This window comes from Hallerella porci, assembly GCF_003148885.1.
Taxonomy (GTDB): domain Bacteria; phylum Fibrobacterota; class Fibrobacteria; order Fibrobacterales; family Fibrobacteraceae; genus Hallerella; species Hallerella porci.
Genome location: NZ_QGHD01000006.1, coordinates 86,043 through 108,390 on the forward strand (window position 1 = coordinate 86,043; position 22,348 = coordinate 108,390).

Annotated in this window: 19 protein-coding genes and 2 tRNA genes; 14 read left to right on the plus strand and 7 right to left on the minus strand. The window is 47.0% G+C overall.

The window, feature by feature from the left end; genetic code table 11:
* Positions 1-48: 48 nt before the first annotated feature.
* The 5 genes from fabF (at position 49) to B0H50_RS04770 (ending at position 6,738) form a co-directional block, all read left to right on the plus strand.
* Positions 49-1,284, plus strand: a complete 1,236-nt coding sequence (gene fabF / locus B0H50_RS04750) for a beta-ketoacyl-ACP synthase II (RefSeq protein ID WP_106197347.1) — start codon at positions 49-51, stop codon at positions 1,282-1,284.
* Positions 1,285-1,387: 103 nt separating this feature from the next.
* Complete coding sequence (locus B0H50_RS04755) at positions 1,388-2,353, plus strand: hypothetical protein (RefSeq protein ID WP_146129096.1); 966 nt, start codon at positions 1,388-1,390, stop codon at positions 2,351-2,353.
* Positions 2,354-2,399: 46 nt separating this feature from the next.
* A complete protein-coding gene (gene gmd, locus B0H50_RS04760) occupies positions 2,400-3,419 on the plus strand; it encodes a GDP-mannose 4,6-dehydratase (RefSeq protein ID WP_106197309.1) in 1,020 nt (339 codons plus the stop codon).
* Entirely contained in the window at positions 3,419-4,300 is an 882-nt protein-coding gene (locus tag B0H50_RS04765; protein WP_106197310.1) for a GDP-mannose 4,6-dehydratase, read from the plus strand. The genes gmd and B0H50_RS04765 overlap by 1 nt, the downstream gene beginning before the upstream one ends.
* A gap of 368 nt (positions 4,301-4,668) precedes the next feature.
* Entirely contained in the window at positions 4,669-6,738 is a 2,070-nt protein-coding gene (locus B0H50_RS04770) for a glutamine synthetase III family protein (protein ID WP_106197348.1), read from the plus strand.
* 104 nt (positions 6,739-6,842) lie between these two features.
* On the opposite strand, the gene B0H50_RS04780 is transcribed toward B0H50_RS04770, so the two are convergent.
* Genes B0H50_RS04780 through B0H50_RS04790 form a run of 3 tightly spaced genes read right to left on the minus strand, consistent with a single transcriptional unit; the run spans position 6,843 to position 9,781 of the window.
* Positions 6,843-7,859, minus strand: a complete 1,017-nt coding sequence (locus tag B0H50_RS04780) for a glycoside hydrolase family 5 protein (protein ID WP_106197349.1) — start codon at positions 7,857-7,859, stop codon at positions 6,843-6,845.
* Positions 7,860-7,881: 22 nt separating this feature from the next.
* Entirely contained in the window at positions 7,882-8,778 is an 897-nt protein-coding gene (locus B0H50_RS04785; RefSeq protein WP_106197311.1) for a CvfB family protein, read from the minus strand.
* A 28-nt stretch (positions 8,779-8,806) separates the two neighbouring features.
* Entirely contained in the window at positions 8,807-9,781 is a 975-nt protein-coding gene (locus tag B0H50_RS04790) for a class I SAM-dependent rRNA methyltransferase (protein WP_233244511.1), read from the minus strand.
* Between the two features lie 92 nt (positions 9,782-9,873).
* Here B0H50_RS04790 and B0H50_RS04795 point away from each other — a divergent pair, with 92 nt between their 5' ends.
* The 3 genes from B0H50_RS04795 to hisD all read left to right on the plus strand — a co-directional run bounded on the left by B0H50_RS04795 (position 9,874) and on the right by hisD (position 13,364).
* Entirely contained in the window at positions 9,874-10,431 is a 558-nt protein-coding gene (locus tag B0H50_RS04795) for a DJ-1 family glyoxalase III (protein ID WP_106197312.1), read from the plus strand.
* Positions 10,432-10,500: 69 nt separating this feature from the next.
* Complete coding sequence (gene cimA, locus B0H50_RS04800; RefSeq protein WP_106197313.1) at positions 10,501-12,090, plus strand: citramalate synthase; 1,590 nt, start codon at positions 10,501-10,503, stop codon at positions 12,088-12,090.
* Positions 12,087-13,364, plus strand: a complete 1,278-nt coding sequence (hisD, locus tag B0H50_RS04805) for a histidinol dehydrogenase (RefSeq protein ID WP_106197314.1) — start codon at positions 12,087-12,089, stop codon at positions 13,362-13,364. The genes cimA and hisD overlap by 4 nt, the downstream gene beginning before the upstream one ends.
* Positions 13,365-13,462: 98 nt before the next feature.
* On the opposite strand, the gene B0H50_RS04810 is transcribed toward hisD, so the two are convergent.
* Positions 13,463-13,535: transfer RNA gene (locus tag B0H50_RS04810), tRNA-Gly, on the minus strand.
* A gap of 68 nt (positions 13,536-13,603) precedes the next feature.
* Here B0H50_RS04810 and B0H50_RS04815 point away from each other — a divergent pair.
* The 5 genes from B0H50_RS04815 to B0H50_RS04835 all read left to right on the plus strand — a co-directional run bounded on the left by B0H50_RS04815 (position 13,604) and on the right by B0H50_RS04835 (position 16,867).
* Positions 13,604-14,221: a hypothetical protein gene (locus B0H50_RS04815; RefSeq protein WP_146193676.1), complete on the plus strand. Its 618-nt coding sequence runs from the start codon at positions 13,604-13,606 to the stop codon at positions 14,219-14,221.
* A gap of 72 nt (positions 14,222-14,293) precedes the next feature.
* Complete coding sequence (gene ispE / locus B0H50_RS04820) at positions 14,294-15,142, plus strand: 4-(cytidine 5'-diphospho)-2-C-methyl-D-erythritol kinase (protein ID WP_106197316.1); 849 nt, start codon at positions 14,294-14,296, stop codon at positions 15,140-15,142.
* Positions 15,143-15,208: 66 nt separating this feature from the next.
* Positions 15,209-15,281: transfer RNA gene (locus B0H50_RS04825), tRNA-Gln, on the plus strand.
* A 35-nt stretch (positions 15,282-15,316) separates the two neighbouring features.
* Positions 15,317-15,982: a 50S ribosomal protein L25 gene (locus tag B0H50_RS04830; RefSeq protein ID WP_106197317.1), complete on the plus strand. Its 666-nt coding sequence runs from the start codon at positions 15,317-15,319 to the stop codon at positions 15,980-15,982.
* 303 nt (positions 15,983-16,285) lie between these two features.
* Positions 16,286-16,867, plus strand: a complete 582-nt coding sequence (locus B0H50_RS04835) for a hypothetical protein (RefSeq protein WP_106197318.1) — start codon at positions 16,286-16,288, stop codon at positions 16,865-16,867.
* 44 nt (positions 16,868-16,911) lie between these two features.
* Here B0H50_RS04835 and B0H50_RS04840 read toward each other — a convergent pair whose 3' ends face one another.
* Positions 16,912-17,472, minus strand: coding sequence for a pseudouridine synthase (locus B0H50_RS04840; protein WP_106197319.1), 561 nt, complete (start codon positions 17,470-17,472; stop codon positions 16,912-16,914).
* Between the two features lie 85 nt (positions 17,473-17,557).
* Here B0H50_RS04840 and guaA point away from each other — a divergent pair, with 85 nt between their 5' ends.
* Positions 17,558-19,393, plus strand: a complete 1,836-nt coding sequence (guaA, locus tag B0H50_RS04845) for a glutamine-hydrolyzing GMP synthase (RefSeq protein ID WP_109587325.1) — start codon at positions 17,558-17,560, stop codon at positions 19,391-19,393.
* A 223-nt stretch (positions 19,394-19,616) separates the two neighbouring features.
* Here the strand turns inward: guaA and B0H50_RS04850 are convergent, their stop codons facing one another.
* Both B0H50_RS04850 and B0H50_RS04855 read right to left on the minus strand, forming a co-directional pair.
* On the minus strand, positions 19,617-19,931 hold the full coding sequence (locus tag B0H50_RS04850; RefSeq protein WP_109587326.1) for a hypothetical protein: 315 nt from the start codon (positions 19,929-19,931) through the stop codon (positions 19,617-19,619).
* 101 nt (positions 19,932-20,032) lie between these two features.
* Complete coding sequence (locus B0H50_RS04855) at positions 20,033-22,333, minus strand: fibronectin type III domain-containing protein (protein WP_109587327.1); 2,301 nt, start codon at positions 22,331-22,333, stop codon at positions 20,033-20,035.
* Between the last annotated feature and the right edge of the window lie 15 nt (positions 22,334-22,348).

Consider the following 22,348-nt stretch of genomic DNA (forward strand, 5'->3'; position numbering starts at 1 on the left):
AACTCGGGCGCCTTCGGGCTCCCTTCACCTTGAACAAAAGGAATGAAAATGGAAGAAGTTGTTGTTACCGGAATGGGTTGCGTTTCGTCTCTCGGAAATGATCCGCAGACTCTTTGGGAAAATCTTCTTGCAGGGAAATCTGGCGTTTCGAATATCGAAAAAATGGACACATCTGCTTACGAAGTTCATTTTGCTTCGGAAGTGAAGGAATTTGACGATTCCATGTATTTCAATGCCCGCGACCAAAAGCGTTATTCGCGCAACATCCGTTATGCGGTTTACGCAGCTTTGCACGCTGTCGAAAATTCGGGCTTGGATTTGGAAAAAGTCGATAAGACCCGCGCAGGTGTCATCGTCGCTTCGGGCATGGGCGGCATGGATATTTATTACGACGGTTCTGCAGCGCTTGCGACAAAAGGTCCGCGCCGCGTTTCTCCGTTCTTCATTCCGATGTCCATTACGAATATGGCAACGGGTGAAATTTCGATTCGTCTCGGCTTTATGGGTCCGAACTTTGTGACGACTTCGGCTTGTGCTTCTTCAAACCATGCGATTATCGCTGCGGCTGACCAAATTCGTCTCGGCCGCGCTGATGTGATGGTCGCAGGCGGTACCGAAGAAGCGGTGACGCCGGTTTCTATCGCTGGCTTTGCCAATATGCACGCCCTTTCTCGCCGTAACGATGAACCGCAAAAAGCTTCGCGTCCGTTTGATAAGAACCGCGACGGTTTCGTCATTGGCGAAGGCTCTGCGGTGATGGTTCTCGAAAGCAGAAGTCACGCAGAAAAGCGCGGGGCAAAAATTCTAGCAACGATTGCAGGCGTAGGCCTCTCGGCAGATGCGCATCACATTACCGCTCCGCGTGAAGACGGCGCCGGTGTGAAACTCGCCATCGAAAACGCTCTTCGCGATGCAAAGCTTGAACCGCAGCAAGTCGGTTACATTAACACGCACGGCACATCGACTCCGCTTGGCGACGTCGCCGAATGCAAAGCGATTACCGAAATTTACAAGGGCGACACGAAGAATTTGAAAATCAATTCTTCGAAGTCGATGATCGGTCACATGCTCGGTTCTGCTTCGGCAATCGAAGGCATCATCTCGATTAAATCCCTCATCGACCAGAAAGTTCACGGAACAATCAACGTGGACGAACAAGATCCGGCAATTCAGTTGGATGTTTGTGCGCACGGTTCTGTCGAACATAAATTTGACTATGCGATGTCCAACAGCTTCGGCTTTGGTGGACATAATAGCGTCGTGATTTTCGGTCGCGAAAAATAATCCTTTGATGAACGAAGAGAAGGCGAAAGAGAATTTTCTTTCGCCTTTTTCTTTTTAACAATTTTCTAAATTTGCGCTCGTGAAAATTCGCAGTTTTCTTTTTTTGATTTTATTCTTTGCGTGGAACGTCTTTGCGCAAGGGGAAATTGTGTCTGCGGATTCTCTTCACACGGATTCGTCCGCCGTAAAAAAAGCGGATTCCGTCATCGTTCCGTATTCGCAGCATTGGCGCGATACCGCATTCGATTACCGTTCCGAAGATCCCGGCAGCGATTCGCTTCAAAAATTTTCGGGCTTAAAATTTGGCGGAATGGTGACGCTCACCGCGAGCGCTTATGTAGCGGCTTATGCTCTTGTCTTTGCCAAAGGTTGGTGGGACGATGAACATTCGCATTTTCATTTTGAAAACGATTTTGAATATGCAAAAAATTTGGACAAAGCGGGACATTTCGGCGCGGGAGTTTTCTTAGCCGAAGGATTTTACCAAGGCTATTATTGGTCCGGACTTTCGGAATTACAATCGTATTTGGCAGCGGGCCTTTCGGCGATGGCAACGCACATCGCAATCGATGTGAAAGACGGTTATTCTCCCGAATGGGGCTTCAGCATTTTTGACGTCCTCGCAGGATCTCTCGGCGGCTTTTATCCGATGGCAAAACGCTATGTGCCATTTTTCAAATACATCGATTTTAAATACAGCTACTGGATCAATTCGCGGGCCTATTACCGCCAAAGCGATACCGGCGTTTTTACCGATGACTATTGCAACGAAACGTTCTGGCTTTCTTTCAAAATTCATCGAATGCTTCCTGCTTCGATCCGCTGGATTTGGCCAGAATGGTTTGCTATCGCGGGCGGTTGGAGTATCGACGAAGGCGTCTTTGAACACAAAAAAGGACATCACGAATTTTTCGTCGCGCTCGATTACGATTTAGAAGGCATCTTCAAACCGCACGAACGTTGGGCGCGCAATGTCGTCCGCATTTTGAATTACATTAAATTGCCCGCGCCGACCGTTCAAGTTTATCCCGACGTCAAATTCTTCTGGCTTTATCCGATTAAATTCTAAGAGTTGCTGATGCGCTTAGCGCCTTAAATTTTCTAATTTAAGAAATATGAAACGCGCACTTATTACTGGAATTACGGGTCAAGACGGCTCTTATCTTGCAGAACTTCTTCTCGAAAAAGGCTATGCGGTTTACGGCCTTGTCCGCCGCAAAAGCAAACTCGATTTTAACAATGCGGAACATTTAAAAGGAAAGGTGACTTTCATCTTTGGCGATATGACGGATTCCGCATCGCTTCTGCGGGCAATGGAAATTGCAAAGCCCGATGAAATTTACAATCTCGCGGCGCAGTCCTTTGTGACGACTTCGTGGGAAACGCCGCTTTCCACCGCCGACATTAACGCCATCGGCGTCACAAAACTTTTGGAAGCTGTCCGTTTGGTAAAGCCCGATACTCGCGTCTATCAAGCGAGCACAAGCGAAATGTTTGGCAAAGTGCAGACGATTCCGCAGAACGAAAAAACACCGTTCTATCCGCGGAGTCCTTATGGTGTATCAAAACTTTACGGCCATTGGATTATCAAAAATTACCGCGAAAGTTATGGCATGTTTGCGTGCTCTGGCATTCTCTTTAATCACGAATCCGAACGCCGTGGCGAAGAATTTGTCACGCGAAAAATTACGATTTCCGTTGCCAAAATCAAAGCGGGTTTACAGGATCACGTAGAACTCGGCAATTTAAATGCGAGCCGCGATTGGGGACATTCGGCGGATTATGTTCGTGCGATGTGGTTAATGCTTCAACAAGATAAAGCAGACGATTACGTTGTCGCGACTGGGAAAACGCACACCGTCCGCGAATTTGTTTCTCTCGCATTCCTCGCAGCGGGAATGGAACTCGAATTCCACGGCGAAGGCGTTCAAGAATATGCGACCCTCAAAGGAACGGACCGCATTCTCGTCAAAGTGAATCCGGAATTTTTCCGCCCTGCCGAAGTGGATTTGCTCATCGGCGATGCGACGAAAGCGAAAACGATTCTCGGCTGGGAACCGGAAATCACTTACGAAGAATTGGTGAATCGCATGGTGAAAAGCGACATTCAGCTTTTGGTTGAAGGTAAAATTTAATGCCGCGCACACTCGTCATCGGGGCTTCGGGATTTGTCGGTGGTTACTTGGTCCGCGAATTAGAAAGCGCGGGGCATTCTGTTTTCCAAGCGAATTATCCCGAATACGATTTGTTAAATCCGTCCGCGATGGAAAATGCGGTGAAGCAAGCCGCGCCCGATTACGTGGTCAATTTGGCGGCGATTAGTTCTGTCGGTGAAAGTTGGAAAAATCCGGTGCAGACGTTGGATGTGAACGTCAAAGGCACGTTGCATTTACTCGATGCCATTCAGCAATTTGCTCCGCACGCAAAAACTCTTCTCATCGGAAGCGCCGAAGAATACGCGCCCAAAAATTCGCCGCTTTCAGAAACGGATCCGCTCGAAGCGAGCAATCCCTATGGCATTAGCAAAATTGCACAAGAAAATTTTGCGGAACTTTACCGCAAAAAATTCGGCATGAAAATCGTGTGCACGCGTTCGTTCAATCACACGGGAATTGGGCAAACGCCGACATTTGCGCTCCCGAGTTTTTGTAAACAAGTGGCAGAAATTGACAAAAGCGGAAAGCCGGGAAAAATTTTCGTCGGCAACTTGAGCGCAGTCCGCGATTTTTCGGATGTTTCTGATGTGGTGCACGTTTATCGCGAACTTCTCGAAAACGAAAATGAATTTACGGTGTATAATGTCGGCTCGGGAATTTCGCATTCCGTTGAAGAATTGCTGCAGACGATCATCGGCTTTGCGCAGGTAAAAATTGAAGTGGTTCAGGATCCGGCAAAAATGCGTCCGGTGGACATTCCGTTCCTCTGCGCAGATATTTCGCGGATAAAAAAATTCTGGCGCGGCACATCGATTCAAACGACGATGCAAAAAATGTTCGCCGATTTTCGAAATCGCTAAAAATTTTCAAGAAAAATAATTACAATTTTGTAGTAACATTTTACAATTATTCGTTAAACATCTGCTGATTTCAGAAGAGAAGGAAATTTTTTCGCCCGAAGAAGGAAAAAACGGGGAAATTTTTCGGAAATTTGGAGAAAATTGCACTTTCAGCGGGCGGCTCGCCTCCAAAATTTTCAGCTTCTCGGAATTTCATTTCTCCGCTGCATTTTTCGAGAAGAAAACAACAAAATTGCTATATTTTGCGAGCAAAAAAGACAAAAAAGTATGGTTTGTTTCGCCTTTTTTGCGAAATCTGCGAAATTATGCCGATATTTCTGTTGGCATGCTTTTTGCAAAAGCTAGAGCAAACAAACCATAAGGAGTACATTGTGAGTATTCAAGAAGATTTTGGCAGCCTCGTGTTCAGCGCGAAGACGATGGGCAAGTACCTTTCGCACAAGACCTACGAAAGCCTCCTTGCAACGATGAAAAATGGTTCTGCTTTGGATCCGTCCATCGCAGACGAAGTCGCTGCAGGAATGAAAACTTGGGCGATTGATCATGGTGCTACGCACTTTACCCATTGGTTCCAGCCGTTAACCGGTACCACTGCAGAAAAGCATGACGCTTTTTACAATCCGGATTTTGAAGGCGGCGTTGTCGCTTCGTTCTCGGGCAAGGAATTGACCCAGGGCGAACCGGACGCATCGAGCTTCCCGTCTGGCGGTCTCCGTGCGACTTTCGAAGCCCGCGGTTACACCGCTTGGGATCCGACTTCTCCGGCTTTCATCAAGAAGAATAATGACGGCGTTGCAGTGCTTTGCATCCCGACTGTGTTCTACGGTTATCATGGCGAAGCTCTCGATAAGAAGACTCCGCTTCTCCGTTCGCAGGCAGCTCTTGTCAAGCAGCTTCACCGCGTTGCAAAACTCTTCAAAATCGAAGGCAATGAACGCCCGTTTGCAACTCTCGGACCTGAACAGGAATACTTCCTCGTCGATGCCGATGTTTACAGCAAACGTCCGGATTTGATTCAGACCGGTCGCACCCTTTTCGGTGTTCGTCCGGCTCGTCACCAGCAGCTCGAAGACCATTACTTTGGTAAGATTAAGAATCGCGTTCTTTCGTTCATGGCAGAAGTTGATCGCGAACTTTGGAAACTCGGCGTTCCGGCGAAGACTCGTCACAACGAAGTGAGTCCGGCTCAGTTTGAACTTGCTCCGGTTTTCGAAGAACAGAATTTGTCTTCGGATCATAACATGCTCACGATGGAAGTTCTCCAGAATGTGGCTGAACGTTATGGCATGGTTTGCCTCACTCACGAAAAACCGTTTGACGGTGTGAATGGTTCGGGCAAGCACAACAACTGGTCCATCACGGGCCCGGATGGCAAGAACTGGCTTTCTCCAGGAAAGACTCCGCACGAAAATGCAAAGTTCTTGATGGTTCTCGTTTCGATTATCAAGGGCGTTGATACCTTTGCTCCGCTGCTCCGCGCAAGTGTGGCAAGTGCAGGTAACGATCACCGTTTGGGCGCAAACGAAGCTCCTCCGGCTATCATTTCTATCTTCCTCGGCGATCAGCTCACCGATATCATCAACCAGCTCGAAAAGGGCACTCCGTCTTCTTCGAAGAAGGGCGGCGAAATTGAAATCGGCGTTTCGACTTTGCCGAAGCTCCCGCAGGATGCAACCGACCGTAACCGTACGAGCCCGTTTGCATTCACCGGCAACAAGTTTGAATTCCGCGCTGTCGGAAGCGAACAGAGCTGCTCTACTGCAAACACTGCTTTGAACGCAATCGTCGCATGGGCTTTGGACGATGTGATGAATCAGATTGAAGCTTTGACTGCAAAGGGCACCGAATTCAACGCAGCTCTCCAAACTGTGCTGCAGAAAGAAATCAAGGAACACAAGCGCGTGCTCTTTGACGGAAACGGTTACAGCGATGAATGGAAGGCTGAAGCTGCTCGTCGCGGACTTCCGAATTTGAAGACGACTCTCGACGCTATCGAAGCTTATCGCGATCCGAAGGTGATCAAACTTTACAAGGATTACGGTGTTCTTTCCGAAGTTGAACTCGAAAGCCGTTATGTGATTGAAAAGGAAAAGTACGAAGCGGTTGTCGCTCTCGAAGCGAACTGCGCTTTGACGATGGCGAAGACAATGTTCCTCCCCGAAGGCATTTCTTACGCAGTCGAACTCGCAGAATCTTCTTCGGCTCTTACCGATTTCATCCATTCGGGCATTTCGAAGCTCGCCAAGAGCGCTGCAGAAGAAGTGGAAGCTTTGACGCAGGAAATTGAAAAGCTTGAAGCGGCAATCGATAAAGCGGATCCAGCTCTCGAACTCGCAGGAATGGCAAGTGTTCGCAAGCACGTCGATGCTTTGGAACGCATCGTTCCGGAAAGTCAGTGGCCGGTTCCTGGCTACGGTGAAATGTTCTTCATCGGCTAACCGAAACTTTCAAAAAGCCCCGCGCAAGCGGGGCTTTTTCATTTTAAAAATTCAACGCAAAACGCGCGCCTTTGGCGCGCGTTCATTTTCCTTTTTGCAAAAACTTAAACTTTTGAAAGCAAAAATTTCCGCAGCGGTTCATAATGCGGATCGGTAAATCCGAAGTCCATTTCCTTATAACTCCACAAGGAATGTCCAATGCCGAATTTATCAAAAGTCTGAAGAACAGCGTCAAACCATTTCACGGTTTCGTTTGCATCTGCTTGATCGATGACGCCGAATTCGCCGCAGTAAAGGGGAACGCCATTTTTCTTGGCAACAGAAACCGCTTCGGTTAAGAATGCTTCAAAAAATTCTGTTCCCATTTTTTTGCAGTTTGCTTTCAAAATATTTTCGCCCATGTAACCGAGCGGGCGAGAATTTTCGCGGAAGAATTGTAGGTCGTCGGTAAACGGAATCGCGGGCTGATTTTTGAGCGCAGGAACCCAAGAAGCTTTTTGATGCGTAAAGAGAAGTGGCTCGTACAAATGAAATGTATAGATGATATTTTTCGTCGTCGGCGGAAGCAAATCTTTGACGAAACACGCGCTGTTCCAGCAAACGCCACCGTAAATAATCGGCGTCTCGGGCGCATTCTTGCGGATAACTTCCACCGCTTTCTGAATCAAATCATTCCACGGTTTTCGAAATTCTAAATCGGTCACTTCATTCAAAAGTTCAAAGGCGACATTTTCTGCGTGTGCATAACGTTTCGAAACGCGATCCCACAACGCTAAAAAACGTTTCTGCAAAATTTCGTTAGCGAATAAATTATTCTTTTCGTTATCGCCGAAATCGTTAAAGTCAAATCCCGCGGTTTTATGCAAATCCAAGATGACATTTAAACCTGAAATTTTTCCCCAGTTGACTGCATTATCCAAGTACTTCCAATTTTCGGGAAGGTCATTTCCGTTTGCGTCTTCGATTACATTAAAATCAAAAGGCACGCGCACATGATCAAATTTCCACTGGGCGATTTGCTGAAAATCTTTTTCGGTGATAAAGGTTTCGTAGCGTTCTTTCGTGTAATTGCACTGCGAAAGCCAACCGCCGAGATTGATTCCGTTTTGAAGAGCGATCATTGCGGACTCCTTGGAAAAATTATTAGTGATTGCGAAAATTTTTACGCGGTTTTGAATGCGAAAAACGGCGACGTTCTTCTGTTTTTTTGGCGATGCGAATTCCATCGTTTCCGATGAAAATGCGACCTTGACGGAAAAGTCCACCGATGACTTTTTTGAAAGCTTTTTTCGAAAGACCGAATTCTTGCTGAATTTCTTCCGGAGAACTGCTATCGGAGAAGGGGAGAATTCCGCCGGCTTCTTCGAGCTTTTTCATAATATCATCGGCTGCGTCCATCGTCGCGTGATAACCGACGGGTTTTAAACTCAAAGTCAAACGGCCATCTTCGCGGATGTTTTGAATGTAACCTTCGCCGGTATCACCGATTTCAAAAGTTTCGTCTTGCGTTGAAGCGTCTAAATGCAAACGTCCCGTGTAACGGTTGTTCACCAAAAAATCGACGTAATCGTCAGCGACATCGTAAACCGCTAAATTGACTTTTTGCGAAATGTGCAAATCGCGCGTATCGCGGTCGAGGAATGCTTTGATTTTTTCGGTAGCGACAATGCGCGCTGTGCGTTCATCTTCTAAAATGAAAACAACGCAGCGATCGCCGGGAATGAGTTTTCCCAGTTGTTGCTTATACGGCAAAAACAAATCTTTGTCTAGACCCCAATCGAGGAAGGCGCCGACATCGTTTACATCTTTCACTTCTAAAACGGCAAATTCACCGACGGTCGCATACGGTTTCTGCGTCGTAGCGACAGGACGACCTTCGTTGTCTAGATAAATGAAAACGTCTAATGTATCGCCTTTTTGGAGGCCTGCGGGCGCTTTAGATCCGGGCAAAAGAACGCGTCCACCGCTTTCGACTTCCAAGTAAAATCCCTGCGGCTTAATGTCTTCAACCCGAGCGTATTCAAAGTGTCCAATATGCATAAAATCACCTCAAGACAAATTTAGAAAATTAGAATTTTGCGTTTCCAGAAACGTCGAGCATTACCGCAGAAAGCGCGCTTTCTTTGCGAGTTCCCGAACCGGGAAAATCAAGACCTTGTCCTTTCGCCCAAAGAATTTTTGCCCGCGGAAATTTTTGCTGCAGCGTTTTCAAAGTTTCTTTTGCCAAACTTTCGGGAGTGCATTCGCTAAAATTAGTGCTCGCTAAAAAGAATGCACTTGGCGAAAGAATTTCGGCGACTTCGGAAACGAGAGTTTGAAAATCAGACTTGACAGAAAATGTCTTTCCTTTATTACGAGAAAAACTCGGCGGGTCTAAAATGACGCCGTCAAAATGCAAGCCTTTGCGCATGCACCACGCTAAATATTCGCGGCTATCGCCTTTAAAAAATTCGCCCTTTTGAATTTCAAGATGATTTAGCCGATAATTTTCGCGGCCTTTTTCCAAAATTTTTCCGCTGATGTCAGCGTTCACTGCACGCGTGCTCCCGCCGATTCTTGCGTGTACCGCAAAACTGCACGTGTAGCTAAAAAGATTTAAAATTTCTTTTCCGCGAGAGCGCGATTCAACATCGAAACGCCCATCGCGCATATCCAAAAAAAGTCCCGGATTTACCGTGTCCAAAAGATCGACGTGAAATTTTGCGTTTCCTTCGCGGACGATTGTTTGTGCGGCATTTTCGTTTCCGAAGTGCACTTCCATTTCGGGCTTTTCGAGAGATTTTCCCGATGGCGAAAGACGAAATTTTGAAACGAGAAAATCGGGCGAAAAAATGCTTTGCACGGCGGCTGCGATTTCTGCTTTTCGGGGTAAAAGTTCTGCGCCAAAATATTGAATTTGAAAACAATTTGCGTAGCGGTCAATTGCTACGCCGGGAAGTCCGTCATCGGCTCCATTGACTACGCGAAATGCATCCGTCACTTCAAAAAGCGAAGCGCGTTTGGCAAAAGCCATTTCGATTTTTTCTTTTAGCGAATTTTTCACACGATAAATTTAGTTTTTTCCGAAAATGGAAAAGGCGAAAGAGAATGGCTTCTAACGCTTAATTTTATTATATTCCTTTTAGAGGTAATCCTATGCAAAATCGCATTTTGTTTTTACTCGCCGACGGATTTGAAGAATCCGAAATGGTTCTGCCATTTGATATTTTGACACGCGGAGGCGTTAAAGTTTCTCTTGCAAGTATTCACGAAGATCCTTACGTCGAAGGCGCTCACGGGCTCACGATTAAAGCGGATGCGCTTCTTTCCGAAGTGGATTTGAAACTCTTCTCGGGAGTATTTCTTCCGGGCGGCGGTCGTGGCGTCGAAAATTTGCGGGCATTGGAAGCGGTGCTTGAAACCGTGCGTTCTTTTGTCTCGGCAGATAAATGGGTGACGGCAATTTGTGCGGCTCCGATTGTTCTTGCGTTAGCGGGAATTCTCCACGATAAACGCGTGACGAGTTATCCTTCGACCGAAGCGGATATTCGCCCGTATTGCAAAGCGTATTCAAACGATCGCGTCGTCGTTGACGGAAAATTGGTGACGAGTCGCGGGCCGGGTTCTGCGGAAGAATTTGGGTTTGCTCTGCTTTCGCTTTTAGAAGGCGAAGAAAAAATGACAGCCGTAAAAGCCGGCATGGTCGCGCGCTAAACTCGCAAATCATTCTTAGAAAAGAGCGTTCTTTTTGAGAGCGCTCAAAAAATTTTTAAATTTATTTGCATGAAGCCAGAAGTATTTCTTTACGATACCACATTACGCGATGGAAATCAGGATCGCAAAATTTCTCTTTCCTTAGCGGACAAATTGCAAATTGCAAAGCTTTTGGACGCATTTGGTTTTGATTATATCGAAGGCGGTTGGCCAAATCCGAGTAATCCGACGGATGTGGAATTTTACAAGCGCATCGGCGAAATGCATTTAACGCATGCAAAAATTGCAGCGTTTGGAAGCACTCGTCGCCCGAAAGTTCTTGCTGAAAATGATCCGCTCTTGCAATCTCTCATTGCAAGCCAAGCTCCGGTCAAAACGATTTTTGGCAAAAGTTGGGATTTGCATGTGACCGAAGTCATTCGCACGACTCTTGAAGAAAATCTGGATATGATTGAATCTTCGGTGCGCTTCTTAAAAGAAAATTCTGAAGAAACGATTTACGATGCGGAACATTTCTTTGATGGTTACAAAGCAAATCCGCAATATGCGATGGAAACGATTAAAGCGGCTGCTCTCGGCGGCGCAGACTTTATCGTTCTTTGCGATACAAACGGCGGCACGATGCCGTGGGAAATGAAATCGATTCTTGCCGAAGTGCAAAAAGTCATCTCGGTTCCGCTCGGCATTCACGCGCATAATGATAGCGGTCTTGCGGTTGCAAACTCGCTCGTCTCCGTCGATGCGGGCGTGCACATGGTGCAAGGAGTTTTGAACGGTTACGGCGAACGTTGCGGTAACGCAGACTTAACGACTATCGCTGCGGATTTGGTTTTCAAATTGAAAAAGCAAATTTATTGCGGCGAAAATATGAAAGACCTGCGCAAAGTGAGTCTCGCTCTCGATCAAATCGTCAACATTCCGAGCGACATTAAAGCACCGTATGTCGGCGATGCAGCGTTTGCGCACAAAGGCGGCGCTCATATCGATGGCGTGATGAAAGTTTCGCGGAGCTTTGAACATGTCGATCCGAAGTCGGTAGGGAACAACCGCGTCTTCGTCACAAGCGATCAAGCGGGTGGTTCTTTGGTCGTCGAAAAAATTAAAGAATTGCTGCACATTGAAATTGACAAGAAAGATCCGAAGGTGCAAAATCTTTTGCATTTGATTAAGGAACGCGAAAATGCGGGCTGGCATTTTGACAGCGCAGAAGCGAGTTTTGAAATGCTCGTTTACCGCACACTCGGACGTTTTGCGCAGCCGTTTACGGTGGAAAATTATCGCGTCATCGAAGACCGTTCCGAACAAGGCGTAAGCGTTTCGCAGGCGTCGGTGAAGCTTCGCGTGAACGATGAAATTAGTCATCAAGTTGCCGAAGGCGATGGCCCGGTGAACGCTCTCGATGCGGCTCTTCGCAAAGCGCTTTTGCCGTATTATCCGTATATGAAGAATGTGCGCTTGGACGATTTTAAAGTGCGCGTTCTCGGTTCGAATGTCGGCTCGGATGCGCATGTTCGCGTGTGGAGTACATTCGGCGACGAAGATGGCGTATGGCATGTCGCAGGCGTTTCGACAAATATCATCGAAGCGTCTTGGTTCGCACTCGTGGACGGACTTTCGTATAAGATGTACAAAGAATCTTTAAAAGGAAATGCAAGATGAAAATCATCAAGGTCAAGCAGAATTCGCAAGAAGTCGATCGTATTTGCGCACGTGGTGTTGCACCGACCGAAGAAATTCATCAAAAGGTGAAGAAGATTCTGGAAGACGTCCGCGAAGGCGGTTTAGAAAAAGCGGTGGAATACGCTCAAAAATTTGACGGCTTAAAAGGCAAAAAACTCGCAGTGAGCGAAAGTCAAATTTCTAAGCTCGCCGACAAAGTCACGCCGACTCTTGCCAAAGCAATTCGCCAAGCGATTAAAAATGCAGTTGCATTTCACAAGCACGAACTCAAGGATTTGAACGGTTTTACATTCAAAGGCAAAGATGGGGAAGTGCTTGGTCAACGCATTCGTCCGATGCATCGCGTAGGTCTTTATGTGCCCGGTGGCGCTGCGGTTTATCCGAGTACGGTGATTATGAATGCTGTTCCCGCTCTCGTCGCCGGCGTTGATGAAATCGTTGTCACGACTCCAGCAAAAGATGGCATTCATCCGTCCGTTGCATTTGTTCTTCGCGAACTTGGCATTACCGAAGTCTATCACATCGGCGGAGCACAAGCGATTGCGCTTCTCGCTTACGGCGCCAAAGGAATTGAACCGGTCGATAAAATTGTAGGCCCCGGAAATGTCTTTGCGGCAATTGCGAAAAAAGAAGTTTTCGGAACCGTCGATATCGATATGATCGCTGGCCCTTCCGAAATTTTAGTGCTCGCAGATTCTTCGGCAGATCCGGATTTTGTGGCCGCCGATTTGTTAAGTCAAGCGGAACACGGTTCGGGCTTCGAAGCAGCGCTTTGCATTACCGATAACATGGAAACCGCCGAAATGATTTCGGAATGCGTCGATGAACAAGTGGAAAAATCGCCGAAGAAAGAACTCTTAGAAAAAGTTCTCGCAAATTTCGGACGCATCTTGGTCGTGAAAGATTGGTTTGACGGCGTTGCGATTGCAAACCGCATCGCTCCCGAACATTTGGAAATCATGACTCGCGAAGCCGAAGAACTTTCGGAAAGCATTGTGAATGCCGGCGCCGTTTTCATCGGTCCGTGGTCAAGTGAACCGGTCGGCGATTATTTTGCAGGCCCCGATCATGTGCTCCCGACGAATGGAACCGCACGCTTCTCCAGTCCGCTCGGCGTTTATGATTTCGTCAAACGGATGAGCGTCATCCGCTATTCGCAAAAAGCGATTTTGAAAAATGGCAAAGCAATCGCCGAAATGGCGAATACCGAAGGATTCATCCATCACGCTAACGCCGTTTTAAAAAGACTGTAAAAAAGAACTCTCTAAGCGCAATGCGCTTAGAGAGATTTTCTTTGAAAAATCAAAACAGCACCCTTAAAAAAGGATGCTGTTTTTTAATGGAGGACTAGAGCGGAAAAAGGGACTCGAACCCTCGACGTTCAGCTTGGGAAGCTGACGCTCTACCAACTGAGCTATTTCCGCAGGCGTTACAAATGTAATAAAGATTTTTTGATTTGGACAGCTTCGCCGGAAATTTTTATCGTTTAAGCATGAAGTTTCGGATGCGTATTTTTGTGGTCGCCTTATTCTGCGGATTATTTTCATTTGGATTTTCCGAAGAAAGTAAATCGCTTTGGGATTCTTTTACAGGATTTTTTAGTTCAAAAGCAAAGCCTGCGGGCGAAGGTCCATTGTATCAACAACTCGCAGACATCGATAATGAAATTCAAGATGTGCAGTGGCGTTATTCGCGGGAAAGGCGCGCCGTGCGCAAGTCGCATTATAAAATGCAATTAAAAGATTTACATACTTCGCGGGATTCGCTCGCGGCTCTCATTCAAAAACAAGAATCGGAAAAATCATCGATAAGTTCTGCAACGCAAGCAAAGTCTTCGGCGGTTTTGTCGAGTTCCTCGGCGGCGATTTCTTCGAAGGCTTTATCTTCGAGTTCGCTTGCGATTTCTTCCTCGGCGATTTCTTCCTCGGCGATTTCTTCTTCGAGCGCAGAATCGTCTTCGTCTGTCGAAGTTCCTATCGCTCCGCCTGCGTCAATTCCTACGCCGGATTCTGTAGTGGTGACGGTAACTGTAACCAAGTATATTCGCGATACGGTAATTGTCCGCGATACGATTTTTGTGCACGATACCGTCTTCGTCGAGAAAAAATAACTTGGAATAAATTAACCAATATAAATTAACTCATATAAAGTAATCATTATAAATTCACTAAACGGAATAAAAATGCAACAAGAATTTGCGCCAGCGAAAATCAATCTTTTTTTGGATATTCTTTTGAAGCGTCCCGATGGCTATCATAATTTAGGAACGCTTTTTCAAACAATCAACGTGGGCGACACTCTTTCGGGCGAAGTCAATTCGACGGGCGAAATCATCATGCGCTACAATGCGCCGCAGGAATATCCCTTAGAAAAAGATCTCGTTTACAAAGCCGCAAAACTTTTGCAGCGAAAATTTTCGGTGAAAGCGGGCGCAGAATTTTACTTAGAAAAAAAAATGCCGCTCGGTGCAGGCCTTGGCGGAGGAAGCGCAGACGCTGCAGCCGCTTTCCGCTTGCTCAATCGCCTGTGGAATTTGAATCTTTCTTGCGAAGAATTGGAAAAACTCGGAACCGAAATTGGCGCTGACGTTCCGTTCTTAATCCGCGGCGGCAGTGCTTTGGCCGAGGGAATCGGAGAACGCTTAACGCATTTAGAACCGTTATCTCTTCCTTCGGGCGGAGCTCTTTTGGTTGCGACTCCGCATTGCGCAGTTCCGACGAAAGCCGCTTACGCAGGATGCATTCCTTCGGGAGAATCGCGCTGGGACGCTTATAAAAATTCACCTTTCCGCGATTTTCAGGGCGCATTTAATAAATTCGAAGAATCGGTTTTCCCGCAATTTCCGTTAATTTCAGAGATGAAAAATGACTTTTTAGAAGGCGGCGCTGCGGTCGCACTCATGTCGGGCTCGGGCGCATCGGTCTTTGGCATTTTCAAAAATCGCGCAGATGCTGAAAAAACAGCTGAGAAAATCGCCAAAAATGCGCGATTTGTCGCGGTGACCGAATTCTTTGCCGGTTTTTTTGTTTAGAATGCAATTTTTTTGCTCGAACCCCTTGCGAAAACAAAAAATGTTTTCTATAATTGGGTCACCCTTTGGGGTATCGTCAAGTTGGTAAGACAACAGATTTTGATTCTGTTATTCGTTGGTTCGAGTCCAGCTACCCCAATAGGTTTTTTTATTTTAAATACTTTTGGAGAAATAATGCAACTTACAACACTCAAAGCAACCTCGAGAGTATCGGGCTCGTCTCGTGCAACTGGTCGTCTTCGCAAAGAAGGTCAGATTCCGGCGGTCTATTATGGTAAGGGTCAAGAGGCGGTAAGTATCAGCGTGAATGCTCAAGACGTGGCAAAAGTCCTCGCTCCGGGCAAGCGTTATACCCTTCTGGATCTCGAAATTGATGGCAAGGCTGGCAATCCGGCGGTCATCTACAACTATCAGAAGGACTCCATTTCGTTCGCTATCGATCACATCGACTTTTTGAAGATCGATGAAGCGACTCCGATTACAGTTCGCGTTCCGGTTGTTCTCAAGGGTCTTCCGGTTGGCGTGAAGAATGAAGGCGGTCTCTTCTCTCAGATTTCCCGCTACATTAAGCTCAGCGCAACTCCGGAAAAGATTCCGGCAAATGTCACCTTGGATATTTCTGATTTCCACGCTGGTGTGACTTTTTACGCAAAGGCTCTCAAGTTGGAAGGTGTGAAGCTTGCTTCTCCGGAACGCACAGTTATCTTCACGATTTCGACTAAGGCTAAGGCTGCAAAGATCGAAGCTGCTGAAGAAGCACTCGTTGCATCCGTTGCTCCTGCTGCCGCTCCGGCTGCTGATGCTGCTGCAGCTCCGGCTGCTGACGCAGACAAGAAGTAATTTTCTTGACAAATTTCAAAAAAGCCTCGCGCAAGCGGGGCTTTTTTGTATTTCTTCAAAGCCGGCTGGGCTAGTGGCCAAATTTTTAATAGAAGTTTGAATTGAGTTTGCACCGCTCCGCAGAGAGCATCTCCTTTTTCAAAAAATGAAGAGACTTGCGACGCTTTATTGCATACTCATTATTAGTTTTTATTGAATTTATTAAAAAAAACTAATGAATTTTTGTGATTTTCTCTTGCAAACGTAACGTTTTTTTTACATTTTGCGCCAAAATAAATTTATTCGTTTCAGAAGGATGGATCTATGAATAAGTTTTTCGGTTGTTTGAGAGTTGCAGCGATTGCATCGGCTGCATTTGTGGCTTGCGATGACTCGAGCAGTTCTCCTAGCGGCGACGACCTCAGCAGTTCTAGCGCAGAAGTCAAGAACGAAGTTTATTCGAAAGATGACCTTGAAGAATGCGTGAAGGCAAATGACGGCGACACCGTTTTCGTCCAAGATGAAAAAGTCAATTACGTTTGCCAAGAAGGCGAGTGGATTGCAGAAGCAAAATCTTCTTCTTCGGAAAAGGTCAGCTCCAGCAGCGAAAAAGATGAAAAGTCGAGCTCGTCTGTAAAGTCTTCGGAATCTAAGAAATCTTCAAGTTCCGTAGCAAAGTCTTCGGAATCTAAGAAGTCTTCTAGTTCTGTAGCAAAGTCTTCGGAATCTAAGAAGTCTTCTAGTTCTGTAGAAAAGTCTTCGGAATCGAAGGAATCATCTAGTTCCGCAGAAAAGTCTTCGGAATCTAAGGAATCTTCAAGTTCTGTAGAAGAAAGTTCTTCGAGCTTTTGTTCGCTTGACAACTGTGGACTTCAGGAAGGGGAATCCGAATCTGGACAGCTTTAGTTCGGATTCTTAATGGCGCGCGAAAATTAAACGCTTTTAATTTCTTAAACTCCTAAGTCTTCATCTTTCATTTCTAATTTTTTCCATTTTCCCGGTTGTAAACCATCGAGTTTTAAGCGCCCGATTTGGATGCGGATAAGCCGAAGAGTGGGGAAGCCGACGGAGGCTGTCATGTGGCGGACTTGGCGATTTTTGCCTTCGGTTAAAGTGAGCTGAATCCAAGACGTGGGAATATTTTTGCGAAAACGAACGGGCGGAATTCTTTCCCAAAGATTTTCGGGCGCAGGGACGCATTTGGCTTCGCACTTTTTCGTATGATAACCTTGAATGATGACGCCGCTACGCAATTTTTGCAACGCTTCTTCGGTCACTTGGCCTTCGACTTGCGCAAGATAAGTTCGCGGGTGACCATTTTTAGGCGAGAGCAATTTTTGAATGAGTTTTCCGTTGTCGGTTAAAAGAAGAGCGCCTTCGCTATCGTGATCCAAGCGCCCCGCCGCATAAACTCCTTTTGGAAATCCAAATTCGTTTAAAGCGCGGTGCCCGCCTTCGGGGGTGAATTGACTCAAAACACCAAAAGGTTTATTGAAAAGAATAAGCGCCATGACGACGCAAAATTAGAATTGTTTTTGTATTTCGTTTCGATGAAAGTGGGAGAGTTTCTTTGAATTTTCTATAATTGAAAGCGATATGAAAAATGTTGATACGATTGCCGTTTTGGATTTCGGCGGACAGTATGCGCACTTGATTGCGAACCGCGTTCGTCGTCTGGGAGTTTTTACCGAAATTCATTCTCCGAATGCTCCGGTTTCGGAACTTGAAGGGGTGAAGGGAATTATTTATAGCGGTGGACCTTCGAGCGTTTATGCGCCAGATGCGCCCGCTTACAATCCCGCGATTTTGGATATTCCCGTTCCGAAGCTCGGCATTTGCTACGGACATCAACTGATTGCGCAACAACTCGGCGGGCACGTAGAACCGGGAAAAGTGAAAGAATACGGCATCGCAGATTTAGAAGTCGAAGATGAAAATTGCCCCATCTTAAAAGGCCTCCCGAAGGCTTCGCCGATGTGGATGAGTCACGGTGACCAAGTGACGGAACTGCCCGCGGGTTACCGCATTGTCGCAAGCACGAAAGATTGCAAAGTCGCTGCGGTTGCCTTTGACAGCGAACTTCCGAATCGGAAAATTTTCGGCATTCAATTCCATCCCGAAGTGACTCACAGCCGTTTCGGCATGAAAATTCTCGACAACTTTATCGATGTCTGCGGCGCTTCGCGTTCGTGGAATATGAAAAGTTATTTGCCGTTAATCACGCAAAAAATCAAAGACCAAGTGAAAGAACGCAAAGTGTTCTTGCTCGTGAGCGGTGGCGTCGATTCAACGGTGGCATTCGTTCTTTTGAACCGCGTTCTCGGATCCGAAAAAGTCCTCGGCCTTCATGTAGATAACGGGATGATGCGCCTCGGCGAATCGCAAAAAATCATGGAATTTTTGAAAGCCGAAGGCATGAATAATTTGAAAGTCCGCGATGCGAGCGATCACTTTTTGGCAAAGCTCCAAGGGGTCACTGCTCCCGAAACGAAGCGCGGCATTATCGGCAAAGAATTCCTTGTCGTCAAAGACGAAGAAATGGCGAAGCTCCATTTGGATCCGAATGAATGGATGATGGCGCAAGGAACGATTTATCCGGATACGATTGAAAGCGGTGGCACCAAAAATGCAGATAAAATTAAAACGCATCACAACCGCGTGAAAGAAGTTTTGGATTTGATGGAAAAAGGCTTGGTCTTAGAACCGCTCGCGGATTTGTATAAAGATGAAGTGCGTGCTCTCGGTGAAGAACTCGGCATTCCGCACAATCTCGTGTGGCGGCATCCGTTCCCAGGTCCGGGTCTTGGCGTGCGTCTGCTCTGCAGCGACGGCGTCCTCGGCAAAGATATGGTCGCATTGGATGAGGTGAAAGATTCGAATGGAAATTCTCTCGTCGATTATTTGCGCGAAAATAAAATTTCGGGATATATTCTTCCGATTAAAAGCGTGGGCGTGCAAGGCGACGGCAGAACATATGCGCAGCCGTTCCTCATTACAACGCCGAATTTGAGCTGGAAAGAATGCGAAAAATTTGCGACGGAACTTGCGAATCGTTTTAAGGCGATTAACCGCGTGATTTATCAAATCGGAACTGTGGAGGCTTCGGAACCGAAACTCGTTGCGCAATATGCGACCCGCGAAAATTTCGACACTCTCCGCAAATTTGATGATATCTGCACGCAATTCTTGCAAGAGAATGATTTATACGAAAAAATTTGGCAGATGCCCGTGGTCTCGGTACCGCTCCGCGTGAAAAATTTACCGTGCATTGTGATGCGCCCAGTCAATTCGACGGAAGCGATGACCGCAAACTTTGCGGAAATCGATCCGCAAGCCCTCGCCAAATTGTGGCAGCGCTTCTTAAACGCAGGCGCAGGCTCACTCTGGTACGATGTGACGCACAAGCCGCCCGGAACCATTGAGTGGGAATGATAAAAAAGAACCGCGATGCGGTTCTTTTTTAATGAGAAATAAGGAGGGAGAGTTTTGAGAACTTAGAGCTTAGAACTTTGATCTTAGAAAACTCTAAGTTCTAAGATCTTGCATAGCGCACGAAGCGCCTAACTCTCTAATTATGCATTGTTAATTATCCATTATAAATTGAATCCAAGCGGTATTTCTCTTCTGCGAAAGTAAAAGGGAATCGCTTTTCTAATTATAAAAGCTTCTCCGACACTCCGATGAAGGTCGTGACGCCCGTCTCTAGGCTCTCCGACGCTCCGATGAAGGTAGCGACGCCCGTCTCTAGGCTCTCCGACGCTCCGATGAAGGTAGCGTCGGCCGTTTCTAGGCTCTCCGGGACTCCGATGAAGGTAGCGACGCCCGTCTCTAGGCTCTCCGACACTCCGATGAAGGTAGCGACGGCCGTTTCTAGGTTGTCCGAGCGTCCGATGAAGCTAGTGACGACCGTTTCTAGCTTCTCCGAGCGTCCGATGAAGGTAGCGACGGCCGTCTCCAGGCTATCCGACACTCCGATGAAGCTAGCGACGACTGTTTCTAGGTTGTCTGAGCGTCCGATAAAGGTGGAAACGGAAATAGTTAGGAATTAGGAGAGCGGTGCGCACTCATTTCTCATTCTTTATACGCACAGCAACGGTAGGAAATCGAGGGGTCGGTGTAGAATGCAGCGGCGCCTTTGTACTTTTTATTTTCGCCGGTAAAGAAAACGGCTTCGGTGCGAATCGCTTCGTATTTCAAATTGCCCGCCAATTCTTCGAGCCATTTCTTGCCGCCTTTTTTGTATTCGGTTAATGGCGCATAATCTTCGCCGAGCGAATCCCCATCGGCAGAAGATACTTTGAAAATTTGAATCGAATCTTTGAAATCTTTTTTCGTGAGTTTCTTGTAGAGGGTGCGGGCGGTGTCGAGGGTGTAACTCGTATCAACCTTTGTGCCTTCGCGGTAAAGGTAAACGGTGTCTTGCGTGTAGCCGGCGCGGGAGCGGTTCGGGAGCGAATACGTCGTGCATTTAGAAAGCGATTCGCGGGAACTTCCTGTGTAATAGACGTAGCTTGAACCGCGGAGAACGTAGAGCATCGTATCGGAGGGACCGATTGTCCATTCTTGAAAGCCGCCCGAAAGATCGCGGATACCGTCGGGGCTTACGCAGAGTTTGTTCCGCTTTTTCATATCCAGCGCAAGAGTGGAATCGTCCGAGCCGACACCGCAATTTTTATACAAGAATTCGGTGGCAGAAAAATCCCCGTCTTCGATGACGCCGTAAGACGAACGCCCTTGAGCCATGCACGCAGCTTTCCAATCGGCGGATTTGCAAAGGGAAATGGTGAAGCCGCTTGCGCTCATCGCTTCGCAGCCGGCGACCGCTTCGCTATAGAGAACGCCGTGGGCAAAGGTGCTATCGGAATCGCGGTGTTCAAATTGTTCGATGCAGAAACGCGTCGTATCGCTTGTGCGGACGGGGACAAATCCTTCGGGGCAATTTAAGTCGGCTTCGGGACCTTCGGAAACGTAAATGGTATCGGTAAGCGCTTTCGAATAATAGCCCGAAGAATCCATCGAACGGATGCGGAGAATGACGGTATCTTTCGGCACAATCCAACGAATGGTATCGGTGACGTATTCGCCCGTTGCGGATACTGCCATCGAGTCGCCACTAACTTTATACGACTTCGTGTATTTTTCTTCGGACATGCCGCCGGCACCTGCCGCCACTTCCCACGATTTTCCGTTCCAAATGCAGACTTCGTATTTTTTTACTTGGCGGTAGCAGAGCCCTTCGAAGCAATCATTCGGGTAATGCAAAATCGAGTCGGCGGTAATTCGGCTGGTATCGGAAAGAGGGTCAGCGCTTCGCGCCCAAAAGAGGATGATTCGGTTCGAATCGAGAGTGGCTTTGCCTAGAGAATCGGTTTCGTAACGGAGAGTTTTCGGCATGAGCGGAGCGATGCGATCGGTCGTCATAAACAGTTGATTCGTTTCGACGGAACCTGTTCCCGATGCGTTTCCCGCAGAATCCCATGCGATAATTCCAATCGTATAATTGCTTTCGGGGCTTAATCCTTCGATAATCATGCGGAATCGGTTTGCACTATCCGCTGAAAAGTCAAATCCTTTGCCGTCTAAAACAGCGAGACGCAAATAATTTTTCGAAGCGTCGCCTTGCGAGGTGGTGTCAATCCAAAGAGAATCATTTGTAAAACGGAAACGGTGATGTCTTTTCCACAATTCATTGCCGAGAGAATCCGATTTTCCTTGATGCGTAATTTTTACTTTGACGCGGCGCAAATCTTGATTTTCATTTTCGGCCCAAAGGAGCACATTGTAGCCGGCGATGGGTCCCGAAAGACTTTCGGGCGCGTAATAATCCCGCTGATCGGTGGGCCGCGCCCAATCGATTGCGACGCCTGTTGTCCAAACGGAATCGGTAATCGTTACGAGAGAAGGCGGCAAGTCATCACCAAAATGCACAAAGATATGTTGCACATCTCCCGAGCGGACATTGTCTGCGTATTCGCACCAAATGGCAATCGCTAAACTGTCTTGGTGCAAATAATCTTTCACATATTTGGTAAGGTCAAGAGTGTCGTAAAGTTTTTCGGGATTTTGAAAGGCGACTTGAATGGAATGTTCTTTGGCTCCGCTCGGAACACTCGTCGTGGAATCGTCCACGTAAAGAGTATCTACCCAAATATGAAAACGCTGAAGATTTTCCGTTTCGATGGGAATTCTCCAGCGCAGTTGATAGCAGTAAGTCGATGAATCGCTTTTACTAGAACAGCCGCGCAAAATGGAAAGATCTTGAACGGCGCGTTCAAAACTGTAATCGTCGTGAGCATTTGTATCGGAACAAGCGTCAAATACGAGAACGCAAACGAGACAAAGAAAAGCGAGAATCGGAGTGAAAATTTTCATCGGGAACAAGATACA